The sequence below is a fragment of the Nocardia sp. CA-119907 genome (assembly GCF_050955995.1).
Taxonomy (GTDB): domain Bacteria; phylum Actinomycetota; class Actinomycetes; order Mycobacteriales; family Mycobacteriaceae; genus Nocardia.
This window is the reverse complement of record NZ_CP192091.1, coordinates 6,255,091-6,268,195: the sequence shown is the minus strand read 5'-3', so window position 1 is coordinate 6,268,195 and position 13,105 is coordinate 6,255,091. Positions and strand designations below refer to the sequence as shown.

The following is a 13,105-nucleotide window of genomic DNA, read 5'->3' as shown; positions in this document are numbered from 1 at the left end:
GCACCCGGCGTGGATGGGGTAAGCGGGTGCGCGGGCGGGGTGGGCTGGCCTAAGGTGGGTACTCGTTGCTCATCAGGTCTAGGCGAAAACCCCACCGCGGGGCGGGTCGATGGGTTGGCCATCGGGTCGCCACCTGTTCGGTGTTGCAGGCGAAAGGCTATGTCCCGGATGCACATTGCGGCAGTTGTCTTCGATATGGACGGTGTTCTGATCGATTCGGAGCCGGTATGGGAGCAGGTGCGCCGCGGCTATGTCGCGGAGATGGGCGGGCGGTGGCTACCGGATACCCAGCAGCGGTTGATGGGGATGAGTACGGGGGAGTGGTCGGAATATCTCAGTACCGAGCTCGGGGTCGGTGTGCCACCGGACACCGTGGCCAATGACGTGATCGAGCGGATGGCCGAACAGTACGAGCAGGTCGTACCGCTGCTGCCGGGTGCGGTCGAGGCGGTGCAGCGGCTCAGCGAGCATTGGCCGCTGGCCGTCGCGAGTTCGTCACCGCGAACCTTGATCAATACCGTGCTCGGCCGCACCGGGCTGATCGAATTCTTCGGCGTCACCTTCTCGACCGAGGAGGTGGATCGAGGGAAACCCGCACCCGACGTCTATGTGGCGGCGGCCGCATTCCTTCGACACAAGTCCACCGAGTGCGCGGCGGTGGAGGATTCCAGCAACGGGCTGCGCGCGGCACATGCCGCCGGCATGCGCGTCATCGCCGCCCCGCGCCCGGAATACCCGCCCGCCCCCGACGCCCTCGCCTTGGCCGCCGAGGTCATCGACACCCTCGACAAACTCACCCCCGAACTCGTTGCCGGGACCTAACGCCCAGCCAGTTCGGCCACCGCCTGCTTCGCGGGGACGATGTCGTGATCCGCGGGTGCGTATCCACCCGCATACCGCGCTGTCCGATCCACCCACCATCCCGGCAGGCCCGCCAGTGGCGCCACCGGGCTGAACAGCGGAAGCGGAGGCCGCTGCATTCGCGCCACCGACCCCGCACTGCTTTCCGGCACCAGATGTCCGAGCGGGGTACGCCCCGCGTTGGTCAGCGCGGGCAACCGTCGAGCCGTGTCGTCCGGGTGGCACCGAGACGTCCGATCCGGGGGCCTGCGGGCGAGGGTCAGGGGCGGTACGACTCGAGGAGGGCGCGGGCGGCGGCGGTTAGGTCGGTTTCGAGCCAGTCGGGGAGGGTGGGGGCGTGGGCGTGGCGGCGTAGTGCGGCGTAGGGGAGGTCGACGACGGCGCGGCTGATGGCGTCGATTTCGCGGTCGCCGTCGCGGCCGAAGACGTCGGCGGCGATGCGGCGCAGATGTTCGATGAGCGGTGCGTTCATGCGGTCGAGGTGGGCGCGGAATTCCGCGTCCGGTCCGCCGTCCAGTAGGTCGCTGGGGCGCAGGTTCAGCAATAGCTTTGCGTCGTCCGGCAATTCGCGTCCGAACTGGACGCTCGCCACGGCCATCGCGACTCCGGCCCCGACCGGGTCGGGATCGGCGGCGGCGGCTTTGATCCGATCCTGGAAGCGTTCGAGTGCGCGCAGCCAGGCCGCGGTCAGCACGCCGTTGCGATTGCCGAAGCGGTGGTAGAGCGTGCCGACCGGGGCACCGCTTGCCGCCGCGATCGCCGCAACGCTGGCGGCGCGAGGACCGTCGGTGAGCACCAGGGTGCGCGCTGCGTCGAGGATCACGTCGGTGTCGTGCTTGCGGGGTGGCGCCATGTACTAGTACGTTCCTTCTATATGGAGCGATTGCCCTACATAGATGAGCATGCCAGATCGGTTGACGCGAATCGCGATCGGGCGTGGAAAGCCTTGCTGAAAGTTGTCTGCAAGGATCCACACGATCCATCGAAGGCCCCGACCGGTTTCGTACTCGATGTGGCCGAGGAGCCGAGTCGGCTGGCGCTGCGGGGGCGGCACTGGTTCTCGCGCTATGCGCTGGTCTTCGAACTCGACGAGCGGGGGCCGAGTCGGACGCTGATACGGGCGCGCAGCTGGGCCGAATTTCCGGGCCTGCACGGCAAGATCTACCGAGCATTGGTGATCGGCAGCGGCGGTCACAAAATCGTGGTGCGCGATATGCTCCGGCGAATCGCGGCCGCGGCATGATTTCGGGATTGGTCTGGGGTGCGACCGAGGCCGAACGCGAGCTTCCACTGCCCTGTGACGACGTGCGACCCGGTGGGGTGCAGGCGGACCGGGCCATCAGTATCGATGCGCCGCCGAGTGTGGTCTATTCCTGGCTGTGTCAGTTGCGGGTCGCACCGTACAGTTACGACCTGCTCGATCATTTCGGCAGGCGCAGCCCGCGGCAGCGCGATCCGGCGCTGACCGAACTCGAAGTGGGACAGCGGTTCATGTCCGCGTTCACGCTCGTCTCGTTCGTATTGTGCCGCCATATCACCCTGGTGTCCGGCAAGATTTGCGTCACCTATGCCGTGCGGCCGGAGGCGGCCGGCACCCGCTTGACGGTCCGAATGCATTGCGGCGCACCGTGGATCATCGCCCACGCCTTGGCGCTCGGCGATGTGGTGATGATGCGCAAGCAACTGCTGACGCTGAAGGAGCTGGCGGAGGCCGAGGCACGCGCTTAGGGCCGACCTGCCATCTGAGTGTGCGCCCCTATTCACATTCGGCCATGCGGTCGAGTAGCAGTGCCTGTTCGGCGTTATTGCAGGTCAGCTCCGCCGCGCGGGCGAATTCGGCGCGTGCCTCGTCCCGGCGGCCGAGCCGTTCGAGCAGGTCGCCACGAACGGCGGGCAGCAGGTGATAGCTGTCCAATGCGCCGGTGGCGGCCAGTGCGTCGACCAGTTCGAGTCCGGCGGCCGGGCCGTGCACCCTGCTGACCGCGACGGCTCGGTTCAAGTCCACGATCGGCGACGGAAAGCGTTCGGCGAGAACGGCATACAGTCCGGCGATGCGCCGCCAATCGGTCTCCTCGGTGCTGGGCGCCATGGCGTGCACTGCGGCGATCGCGGCCTGCAGCGCATAGCGGCCCGGCGGCAGCCCATAATTGCGGCCGATCGCATGCGCGCGCCCGAGTGCCGCGAAACCGCGGCGGATCAATAGCTGATCCCACTGTGAACGCTCCTGATCCGCCAGCAGCACAACGGTTTTCGCGGGTCCGATGCGCGCCGCGGAGCGCGAGGCCTGCAACTCCAGCAGCGCGGCGAGGCCGTGCGTCTCGGCTTCATCGGGCATCAGTTGCGCCAGCATCCGCGCCAATCGCAGTGCGTCCTGGCACAGTTCGACGCGAACCCACTCATCACCGACGGTCGCCGAATAGCCTTCATTGAAGATCAGGTAGACGACCTCCAGCACGGAGTCCAGTCGCTCGGCCAGCTCATCCCCGTGCGGCACCGCATAGGGCACCCGCCGAGCGGCGATGGTGCGCTTGGCCCGCACAATGCGCTGGGCGACAGTCGATTCCGGTACGACGAAGGCGCGTGCGATCTCCTCGGTCGTCAACCCGCCGAGCAACCGCAGCGTCAATGCCACCCTGGCGGGTGCGGACAGCACCGGATGACATGCCGTGAAGATCATCCGCAGCAGATCGTCCTCGATGTCCTCATCCGCCGACTCTGGCTCGTGACCTTGGTCGGTCCGAAGTTCATGACCGACCAAGGTCAGCTTCCGCGTCAAGTTCTGGTTGCGCCGGACCAGATCGATCGCCCGGTGCTTCGCGGTGAGCATGAGCCAGCCGCCCGGATTCGGCGGGACACCGTCGCGGGGCCATTGCTCCAAGGCCGCGACCAACGCGTCCTGCGCGAGTTCCTCGGCGGCGTCGATATCGCCGACGATCCGGATGAGCCCCGCGACCAGGCGCGGCCATTCCATCCGCCAGACCGTTGCGACGGATTCTCGGATCTGTTCGGGCGACCGGCTCATCCGCGCATCAGCCCTCGTGCAGCCGGCGAATTTCCACCTCGATATCCCATTCCGGCCCGTGCACGGCGAGGAAGCGCGAGGTCCATTCCACTGCCTCCTCCTTCGACTTCGTCTGCAGGATGCAGTACCCGCCGACGACCTCCTTGGATTCGGTGAAATAACACTCGAATGGGGGCGAACTCGCATCATCTGCGTGCTCATAGCATCAGAGGTTACATTCACGTCAGGTCCTGGGGGCAAGCGGATGGCGAACCTCCCGCGCGAGAGGATGTGGTTGCCCGGTCACCGCTACCAGAGCTTCGGCGACCTCCACAATGGTGGCGCGGGTATAGATCGGGATGGCTCCTGTGTTCCAGGGCTGTGCTTGGCCGCTGTAGGCGCGTGCGACAGCCTCGCCGAACTCTCGCTCCACGTAGGTCAGTGTCGTATGCCGAATCCAATGAGATGACACCTGAAGCCGTTCTGCCCACGGCAGGTGCGCCCGGACTCTCTCGGTCAGATAATCGAATCGGCGTGCGGTGATGGGGCGTCCGTCGCGATACCTCATGATCTGAGAGGTTGCCGTCGCGCCGCCGCGGTTGTCCACGTGTTCGACGAGCTTGCCCATTAGCAGCGGCGAGATGGGCTGCCACCGAACGGTTCCCCCTTTCTCGTGCAGCTGTATTAGGGAGTCGTCCGGATTCAGGTCGGGAATCTCCAATGCAAGGATCCCAGCTCGCCTACAGGCTGCTTCGATATGGAGGCGAACGATCAACGCGTCGAGTTCGGTGTCATTTCCGGTCGTGGAAGCCACTCCACCGATTTCGATTACTTGTTGCCGGGTAAGCGCATGCCGCGGACTGTCCAATCGCCGAGGCTTCGCTACCTTCTGTGCCGGGTTGTCCCGAGGCTTGATCAGGCCATCACTTTCGGCGTGGCTGTAGATGCATCGAAAGGCAGACACCATATGGATAGCGGCGCCATGACCATCGCGTGAGTTACGCCGAACGGCCGCGTTGGCTCGCTTGTGCTCGACCAGGCCGGCGATCTCGGTCGCGGTCGGCTCATCGAGCTTTCGGTCGCTCCAAGCATTCTCGATGACCTGCCAGTACGTTGAGTAGTTCTTGACTGTCGTTTTCGGCAACGATGTACGGAGCTTGGCGATGTACTCACCGAATGTCGGCATTGGCTTTGCGGTGCCGGTGCCGCCGGCGAGGGATGCGAGGTCCTCGATACTCACGCCCAGTCGCGTAGCAATTAGTTGGAGGGCATTGCTGAGGTCCTCACTCATGACGCACGCTGCCACGGCTCGGGTAAGTAGTTCCACAGTGCCGCCGCTACGACTGGAATTGGCAGGATCACCGCGATGTCCCGCGTAAGGTCAGCCGCGATCAACGCGCGGTCACCCGGATTCAAATTGCAACGGTGACGGCTCGCCGCCGGGAGGCGCAGATACCCGTTCCGGCCGACGGTCCAACGGCTTTGCCGCACGCATCGGGCAATAACCATTCGGTGATCCCCGTCGAATGAAACGTTCTGCCCTGCCGTCCATTTGAGAGCCTTGAGGGTAGACCGATCCGACAGGCGACCATGATCGTCGATCGTTGTTGTCGCACAGTGCAATGCACCGATCGGGTTGTCTGCTATGCCAGGAAACGCGAACGGAATCTCAAGCGGCTCGGCGACTCGATTCGATGACCCGTACAGTTGATCAAACCCAAAGCCGATTGAATCGCTTCCGGAAGCCGATGACGGCGCTGGGAGCGAGTAGTCAGTCTGTGCGGTGGGGTCCAGCATGGTATCTCCCCTCATACCCTTCTGAGCTTGTTGACACTCCAGCACGGCGTGTTGATTGGCGTGGCGGACTCGTGAGCAGCGTTCACTGTCGCGATCAACCGACTCTTGCGATTGTCTCTCGTCATGAACGGATCCCTAATGCTGCTATTGGGACAATCGTCGGCTTCATTGGTTGAGTTGAATTGTGCGGCAGTGGAGTTGATGCCGATTTTGCCTCCAGGAGAGGCCCATGGCCTGGGATGGGTTGGTGGGCAACGAAGATGGGCGCGGTAGGCTGCTTGCGGCGAAGCTGGATTCGCGGGCCGTTTGGGCCTTACCTCTACCGGCTAGTGCGATGCCGCCCCGGTGGATCGTGGCTAGAGGCGGCGCGAATGCAGGCATTCCTGAGCGCAGGAGCTGACCTGGCAACCGAGTCGGTCGCGATCGCAACGATATGCCGAGCTGCCTTGATTGCTGGCGTGCGACTGTGGCCTTGTTTCGAATGTGCGACGTTGGTCCGAATCGTGTTGGCGACTGGTCGGCATCGCATGGATGATGCTGAGCATGAACATGTTTGAGGCAGAGGTGTTGAATTGATCTTGCGGTCGAAGTGCCTGTAGTTCGTGCCTCAGCCTGCAGCAGGCAGTGGGTATCGGTGACGATTGGGAGCGGCTGCATCACATGGACCCTCCCGCGCACGTCATCGACGACCACACGTTGGCCATTCTCGAGGCGCCGGATAGCGTGCCGACCCAGCCGTTGACAGCTTGTTGCGCAACGGCATTCGGCGCAGAAGCCGGAGGCGGCTGGTCTTTGCTGGGTGCTGGTGGACGGTTCACGGTGTCTCCCTGTTTGCCCTTGCAGACTGCCGCCGAGGTGGTCGGGCTGCGCAACCTGTGCGTCTTTCCACCCCGGGAATGTGCCAGTAGCGTGCACAAAAGGAGAGTAACTTGTGCCGACTGGTGTGTCCATACAACAAATACACCAACCCTGGTGTCTGTGCTGCCCGGGTTGCGTGAGTAAGGATTTCCAGCACCGCCGGATGGGCGATGCGGGGGCCGAGGAGGCGTTCGGGCGCGGGATGGATGCTGGTGAGTAGGCCGCGGATGCGGTTGCTGGTGCGGGTGGCTTCCCCGGCGAGGTCGTTGTCGTAGCCGAGAACACCGAGTTCGGTCAACGGTTCGTCGCCGACGTCGACCCGGGCGCAGGTGTGCGGCATGGTGCGCGCGGTGTCGGCGATGATGAGCGCATCGCGCGCATCGGTTTTGGCCTGTCCCGGGTGGAGGTCGGCGATGCGACGCATCGACGGGCCGGGCAGATAGGCCACGTCGTGGCCGCAGGCACGTGCCACCGTGACTGGCAGCGCCCCGATCGTGTTCGGCTGATCGACCACGATCACCAGCAGCCCGCGCGCAGCCAACTGTTCGAACACCGCCCGCAGGCGGGGCTCGTCGTTGGGCAATGCCTTGTCGTACAACCGTTTTCCGGTCGGGTCCAACCCGACCGCGTGATGCTCGCCCTTACCCACGTCAACGCCGCAGAACACGGCATGCATACGCCTGTGCCACCTCGGGAATGTCCCTTCATCGCGTCGAACCCTGACGGCCGCCGATCCGGCGTCGACGCCCCGGCGCCCACGTGACGAAGAGACCTACCCTCGGCCCTGTCCCCATCAGCGGTCCATCGACGCCGCCAGCGCCCGGCGACACCACCCGGATCATGCATACGGCCGGGGCAAGAAGTCATACCGGGTCTGGCGACCGTGGCCCCGTATCAGGACCACGAAGAAGGTAACGGGCGTCGCGGACCTCGTTCGGAGTTCTTTGCGGCCGAGAGAAGTGAACAGCCTCGAGGATTCGGTGGTCGCGCTGACGGGCGCGGGGTCGCGCATAGGCCGCGAGATGCGCTCGAGTTGAGTCGCCGTGGCGCCCATCTGGCGTTGGCGGACATCGACTTCGACGCAGTGAGCGCGACTCGGGATCAGTGCCCTGGCATCGGGCGTGTGGAGGTGACCCAGGTCAACGTGGGTGATCGCTCGGCGATTTCCGTGTCGCACAACTACTGCGTCGAGCGGCGTGATCGGGATGGATTGCCTCAGAACAAACAACGACAACACGTGACGCGTGTCGGGTGGCGGCGGCGCAGCGAGCGGTGTTGGAGGTGCTCAGACGAAAGCGGCCGGGAGAGCGGTGCGTCGTCGGAGTCGATTTCAGATGATGGTCAATCGTTGTAGGGCGCTTTGAGCACCCAGTGGATCACGTGACCGTGATTGACGAGCCAGTGGGTGCGGCTGTTTTCGACGGCGGCTTGCGCTTCCATCGAGGCGGCCGCGATCTGGGTGAACCCGAGTCTGGGATAGCGTCGCCACAGCTCCTGCAGCCAGCCGTCTTCGAAGGAGTTTTTGGGGACTCCGTAGACATCGACGAAGGCACCCGCTGCGACGAACCCGGCGGGGTCGCTGTGAAGGTGGGCGATGTCTAGATTCATGTGAAGCGCGATCGCCCTGCCGAGGGCATCGGCGCGGTCAGAAGGTACCCCGGCCTCCAGTGCGATGTCCATTGCGTGCAGTGCACCCACCACGGCGAAGCAACGGCCGGGCGTCGGCGTCTCCAGGTACAGGTCGTGCAGCAGGCATGCCGCATACGAAATTTCGTCGTCGAACGGTCTACCCCAGCATTCGGCCATTGCTCGTGCGTAGTAGTAGCCGCGGAGGCAGTGGTTCAAAACGGGCTCCGTTAGTGACCTGGCGGCGACTTCCGCCGCGGCCGTCAGTGCGGTGCGCGGGATTTCGGCACTACCGAAATCCAGATTCACATTTCCACGAACACCGATCCTATTCAAATCTTGCTCAATGATAAGACGTTGCTGAAGTCGCCAGTAGAGGCGGGCGAACCGTTCTTGCTGGGCCGAAGATAATATTCCGCCTGTTCGTTTTGCCCAATCCCAATCGCATCCGGCCGTCGCTGCCAAAGCCGATAACGCTGTCGCCGCCATCGTTCCTCCTGTCCGGTCAATAGAGGCCGCAAAGCTTGCCCTGCGTGACGCGGTGTAAGTGCCCCTCGTCGATAGCCGGTGGACGGCACGGTGTCGGCGTTGACACACGAGGTGATGGTGGAGTTGGACCGTCCTGCTCCAGCATCGTGCTTCCGGCGCTATCGCTATCCAGCATTCAAGCCGGGCGCTGCTCACGTCAAGCGATTGAGACCGCACATTTGGTGCGGATATCCAGGCATGCCGGACATGCAGTGCGCTGTGTGGTGAAGTGCCGGACAGAATGTCCGGAGCCGTGTGGTGTGGGTCACGGACCCAGGGCTGCCGGGATTCAGTCGAATACGAAATCTGGGTCAAGGGTTAGGGAGTATCCGCTGTACAAAACCGGCGGGTGATAGCCGTGGGTCGTTCCGCTGATGTATCGCTGAAGTGTTCCATCGGGCAGCCTCAGGATCATGCTGGTATCCATGATCTGGTCCTCGGGGGGGTCAGTCGTCCAGAAGGTGTTGAACTCCGGATATCCGCCGCATCTGTTCTTGAAGTCCTCGATCTCCTCGTCGGGCACGATATCCTGCCCGATATTGGCTATGGCGGAGACTAGGACGTGAGTTCGGAGTCGCCAATTATAAATATTAAGGCGCGCCCAATTGCTACTCAACATCCATTCAGCGACATTCATTCCCACTTCGAGGCCCGGGAACATGTCGAGAAATTGTTTGTTTGCCGCGAGCAGTTTCCACATCGGGTCGCTAAGATATGCCGCGGCGATTCCCATGCTGTGAAGCACCTTGAGGTTATCCTCTGACGGCGTCGCAGGCAGTTCACCCCAGTCGAGTTGCCACAGCTCAGGGTTCATCAGCTTCCGAATTTGATCTCTGTACCAGAAATTTACGCCTACGGCTTCGAACCACAATGCGGACACCTTCGGTGTCGGCCATCGGCTGCCATTCTCATATTTTTCCAGTGTTGATTTAGAAACCGAGACTTCGCTCCAGCCTTTGTCCGGCTGAGACTCGTCCTTCAGCTTGCGAATCCGTTCCATCTCCTCCTTCTGCTTGCGAATCCGTTCCATCTCCTCCGCAAGCTCTTGGAGACTCTCCCACCCTGCCCTCTTGCGACGCTTCCGCATGTAGATCCCGAGCCGCTTCGACACATCAACGGCCATATGTCCCTCCGATCATCGCTTCCCCCCAGCAACGCCTCTTGGATAGGCGGCAGGTAGTAGGCACTGTAGCGACCGATCTTGCTGGCTGGAAACGCAAGTGCCCGGCCAGGACCTCGACAAGGAGGCAGTTGCAGGGCCGATCCTGGTGACTATGGCGTGCTCAGGGGCACTTCGAGGAACGGGGCGTCCAGCGCCAAGCTTGGGAAGTTTGTTGGTCGATCCGTTGGCGTGGCGCTTGGTGGTCGAGGTGGATGTGGGGGTTGGAGGGGCTGCTCTCAGTTGCGCGGCATGCCTGCCGCCAAAGTTATTAGTCGAGTGCTTCCCATCCGCCGCCGCCGACGGCTGATATGCGATTTCTTCCTTCGGTTCCGGTACGGCGCGAAGGTCGGCAGTTCTGTGTGAGCGGCGGCCGGCATCTCCAATGACTGAGTTCATTAAGTTGGGATTATGCCGCTCTTTTCCCGCGGCTGCCGGATACGAGAACGATGCGTTTTAAGGTAATTGATCTGGGTGTCGACCGTAAAATGTGAGTCTCGGCAGTGGGGTGCCGATTAGACGCGAATTTCGCGAACCCGTATGGCTGACCAACGCGACAGGATGCCGGACATCCTGTCCAGAGTGGTCACTTTGACCGTACATCGTGTGCGCTTTGCGTTTGGTAGCTCACCGCCTGTCCGGTCGTACTTCGGCACCGCACTATGTGTCTGCTCAATACTGAATAATGGACTGGATGTGCGCGGAGTTCTAATTGACACCGACCGGTCCGCCGAACGATGCTGTATCTAGTTCCGGCGCCCGGTCGGGGGAGGTGGTTCTGTTCCGTCGTCAGAAGCAGTTGTCGCCATTTCCAAGTTCTCGGTTGGGTCGGAGCAACTCCGTGCCATTGTCGTGATCCGTTGAGCACAAGTGTGGGCTGCGTAATCCGGCTTCGGCTATTCGCGGTCGTTTCAGTTGTGTTCAGTCAGCCTGGTGTCCGGGGAAGGTGTAGATCGCTTTGCCAAACCATGAACGAAGTGCGGCTTCTGGCGAGTCTCTGTGGGTCAGTCAGCGGGAATACTGCCCGGTGCGCCCTTTGCCCTTCGACGACAGAAAAGGCGCACGTGGTCGGCGTGGGATTTGAGCCGTCGGCGGCGGAACGGAACAAAATGGGATTGCCGTTTGGGCCGATGACCGTGCCGTGGACGCTCGGTGAGTTTTGTCACTGGTTCGGCGCAGAGACAGGACTGTGGATCGACGTTGCGCCCTGGCGGGTTGCCGATGCATCGCCGCCGAAGTGTGCAACCCTGCTGATTTTGGACAACCGGGTCATCGTCAGATACGACCCGCGTCGTTCTGTGCGACATAGGGTTCAGCAGATTATGCACGAGTTCGGGCATGTTCTGTGTGATCACGTGGGCGACAACAGGTTCGCTATCGGCCCTGGGCTATTCACGACAGGCCTCGATCCAGAGAAGATCGCAGCAGTGGTGCAGCGCCACGACCTCGATGGCGAGCACGAAATTCAAGCCGAAATCCTCGGGACGCAGCTGGCGCTGATGTGTACGGAGGTCACGCAGTTGGGGATCTCAGAGGGGCGGCTTCTGCCTGCCCGGGTAATGGACGCTGGCAGGATGCGTCGGGTGCGTGCGCTGACGCCTCTCTGGACGGCCTTAACGGACGCCGCACCGGAGGTTCGGTTGTGCGATCTGGAGGCGCTGTCGACACCGGCCTTTGCTGAGCATCGGATGCAAGTCGAGATCGAGGACGCAATTGTCGCGTTGGCGCCGTACCTGCGGCCTCCGGCCGATGGGCGCGCTGAAAGTTGGGTGTGGTCCATCTCCGATGCCACTGCGCGACGGTCGGTGGGCAACGTGATTACCACAGTTGTATCTGCTCCAGCATGGCCGACAGATGAGGGGCGTGTCCTAGCAATCGCCAAGGCATGGACGCAGTTTCAGGGCACGTCCCACAGCTCAATGCTGCGGTAGGCCGGGCCGCTATGCCCCAGCGGCAAGTGTCGATACTTCCGCTGGAGCAGCGTCCGCCGGTGCAGTCTGCTCGAGAAGATGGATGATCTCTTTAACGGTCTCCAAGTCCAGGTTGTTGCCGCGGGCCGCAAGGTGGCGCAGGTCGCGGTCGCGGACAAGGATCCATAGCTGAATGAAGTAGTCGATCCGAGTGACCACCGCGCTGTCGTCCTCGCGCAAATAGAGATGTTCTTCCACGCCGAACTCGTCGCAGATAGCGTCGGCAACCTCGGCGGGGAGCGTGAGCCGTTGCCCCGCACGGGCTTCCACGAGGATTGACGGATCGAGAACCCAGCCCAGACGCACCGATACTGCTCGAGCGACGTCGTCGGTGGTGCGTTCATCCTGACCACGTTCGTGCCCCAGCGCGAACAACCTGTTCAGCTTGATCTCAAGTGTCAGCATCCGTTCTCCCCTGTGTGCGTGTAGCGAATAGTGCGGCATAGCGAGCTTCGTCATCCGGTGGCAATTCCCCTGCGCGTCCGAGTAACCATCGGAGGTAGGTCAGTTCGTCTCTGTCTTGTTCGTCGGGTGCGACGGGCTTCCGTGCGAGCTGGGCAGTGAGCAGCGTTGAGATGAACCTGTCATCTTGATAGCCGGCCGCCCGACGCCCTTCGATCTGGGCGATGGTCCAAGCCCTCATCAGCCGATCGGTGCAGCGGGCATAGGTCTCACGGAGAGCCAAAAGCTCAGGGTCGCCGATGGTTTGCGCCTTATCTTCCAGTAGCTGGTCGGCCTCGATCAGCTCGATAACGCTCATCAAGGGCAACACAACAGGAAAGTCGGTGGTCGGTACGCGGGGTGGCGGCGGAGGTGTGGGAGTTTCAGCCCTCAGTGGCTGTTGGCCTGAGTTGTAGAGGTTGAAGACCGAACCAGGCAGATACTGGTACACCTCGTCGAGCTTCCGATAGGTGAGCGCGCGCGCTGGCGCTCTCGTCCCCAGCTCGAGGTCGCGCAGCGTCGTATGCGCCATCTGGACCAGGTCGGCTGCCGCTCGAAGTGAGAGCTTCAGCTCATCAACACGCCGGTGCTGGAGGATTCCGCCATAGCGCTTGAGCTGTTCCTGGGTGAGTTCTGAGGGGCTCTCGGGAGGGTCGTCAGTTGGTGGCGACGGTGAATGAGTTGCGGGTGGTGTCTTTTCCTTAGTGCTCGGTGTCCCACGCGTCTTCATGGAGACACGATAACACCACTTCGGTGCACAGCGAAGAGGTCAAACACCAACGTAAGTCAATAACACACCAAATAATCCAATCTGCTGTTGTATTTGGATGATTTGGTGGGTAGCGTTCTCCTCGTCAACCGCAC

13 protein-coding genes and 1 pseudogene are annotated in these 13,105 nt (G+C 62.5%); 4 read left to right on the top strand and 10 right to left on the bottom strand.

Going from position 1 to position 13,105, the window contains the following annotated elements:
* The first annotated feature begins 168 nt into the window (after nt 1-168).
* Nucleotides 169-822 carry an HAD family hydrolase gene (locus ACQP2D_RS27645; protein ID WP_433678841.1) on the top strand — a complete coding sequence of 218 codons (654 nt, stop codon included), beginning with the start codon at nt 169-171 and terminating at the stop codon, nt 820-822.
* On the opposite strand, the gene ACQP2D_RS27640 is transcribed toward ACQP2D_RS27645, so the two are convergent.
* Both ACQP2D_RS27640 and ACQP2D_RS27635 read right to left on the bottom strand, forming a co-directional pair.
* On the bottom strand, nt 819-1,058 hold the full coding sequence (locus tag ACQP2D_RS27640) for a hypothetical protein (RefSeq protein WP_433678840.1): 240 nt from the start codon (nt 1,056-1,058) through the stop codon (nt 819-821). The genes ACQP2D_RS27645 and ACQP2D_RS27640 overlap by 4 nt on opposite strands.
* 62 nt (nt 1,059-1,120) lie before the next feature.
* Nucleotides 1,121-1,714 (bottom strand): TetR/AcrR family transcriptional regulator, encoded by a 594-nt coding sequence (locus tag ACQP2D_RS27635; protein ID WP_433678839.1) that lies wholly within the window; start codon nt 1,712-1,714, stop codon nt 1,121-1,123.
* Between the two features lie 93 nt (nt 1,715-1,807).
* Between ACQP2D_RS27635 and ACQP2D_RS27630 the strand changes: the two genes are divergently transcribed.
* Nucleotides 1,808-2,104, top strand: a complete 297-nt coding sequence (locus ACQP2D_RS27630; RefSeq protein ID WP_433678838.1) for a hypothetical protein — start codon at nt 1,808-1,810, stop codon at nt 2,102-2,104.
* Nucleotides 2,101-2,589 carry a hypothetical protein gene (locus tag ACQP2D_RS27625; RefSeq protein WP_433678837.1) on the top strand — a complete coding sequence of 163 codons (489 nt, stop codon included), beginning with the start codon at nt 2,101-2,103 and terminating at the stop codon, nt 2,587-2,589. Before ACQP2D_RS27630 ends, ACQP2D_RS27625 begins: the two co-directional genes overlap by 4 nt.
* Nucleotides 2,590-2,617: 28 nt before the next feature.
* On the opposite strand, the gene ACQP2D_RS27620 is transcribed toward ACQP2D_RS27625, so the two are convergent.
* The 6 genes and pseudogenes from ACQP2D_RS27620 to ACQP2D_RS27595 form a co-directional block, all read right to left on the bottom strand.
* Nucleotides 2,618-3,883 carry an RNA polymerase sigma factor gene (locus ACQP2D_RS27620; RefSeq protein ID WP_433678836.1) on the bottom strand — a complete coding sequence of 422 codons (1,266 nt, stop codon included), beginning with the start codon at nt 3,881-3,883 and terminating at the stop codon, nt 2,618-2,620.
* Between the two features lie 223 nt (nt 3,884-4,106).
* Nucleotides 4,107-5,102 carry a tyrosine-type recombinase/integrase gene (locus tag ACQP2D_RS27615; protein ID WP_433678835.1) on the bottom strand — a complete coding sequence of 332 codons (996 nt, stop codon included), beginning with the start codon at nt 5,100-5,102 and terminating at the stop codon, nt 4,107-4,109.
* A gap of 47 nt (nt 5,103-5,149) precedes the next feature.
* A complete protein-coding gene (locus tag ACQP2D_RS27610; protein ID WP_433678834.1) occupies nt 5,150-5,659 on the bottom strand; it encodes a hypothetical protein in 510 nt (169 codons plus the stop codon).
* A gap of 1,000 nt (nt 5,660-6,659) precedes the next feature.
* A pseudogene (locus ACQP2D_RS27605) lies at nt 6,660-7,193 on the bottom strand (IS110 family transposase); the annotation flags it as partial.
* Between the two features lie 665 nt (nt 7,194-7,858).
* Nucleotides 7,859-8,632: an HD domain-containing protein gene (locus ACQP2D_RS27600; RefSeq protein WP_433678833.1), complete on the bottom strand. Its 774-nt coding sequence runs from the start codon at nt 8,630-8,632 to the stop codon at nt 7,859-7,861.
* 328 nt (nt 8,633-8,960) lie between these two features.
* Nucleotides 8,961-9,794: a helix-turn-helix domain-containing protein gene (locus ACQP2D_RS27595; protein ID WP_433678832.1), complete on the bottom strand. Its 834-nt coding sequence runs from the start codon at nt 9,792-9,794 to the stop codon at nt 8,961-8,963.
* A gap of 1,100 nt (nt 9,795-10,894) precedes the next feature.
* Between ACQP2D_RS27595 and ACQP2D_RS27590 the strand changes: the two genes are divergently transcribed.
* Nucleotides 10,895-11,761, top strand: a complete 867-nt coding sequence (locus ACQP2D_RS27590) for a DUF6545 domain-containing protein (protein ID WP_433678831.1) — start codon at nt 10,895-10,897, stop codon at nt 11,759-11,761.
* Between the two features lie 9 nt (nt 11,762-11,770).
* Here ACQP2D_RS27590 and ACQP2D_RS27585 read toward each other — a convergent pair whose 3' ends face one another.
* Entirely contained in the window at nt 11,771-12,205 is a 435-nt protein-coding gene (locus ACQP2D_RS27585) for a hypothetical protein (RefSeq protein ID WP_433678830.1), read from the bottom strand.
* Nucleotides 12,192-12,971: a hypothetical protein gene (locus ACQP2D_RS27580; protein WP_433678829.1), complete on the bottom strand. Its 780-nt coding sequence runs from the start codon at nt 12,969-12,971 to the stop codon at nt 12,192-12,194. The genes ACQP2D_RS27585 and ACQP2D_RS27580 overlap by 14 nt, the downstream gene beginning before the upstream one ends.
* Nucleotides 12,972-13,105: the final 134 nt, after the last annotated feature.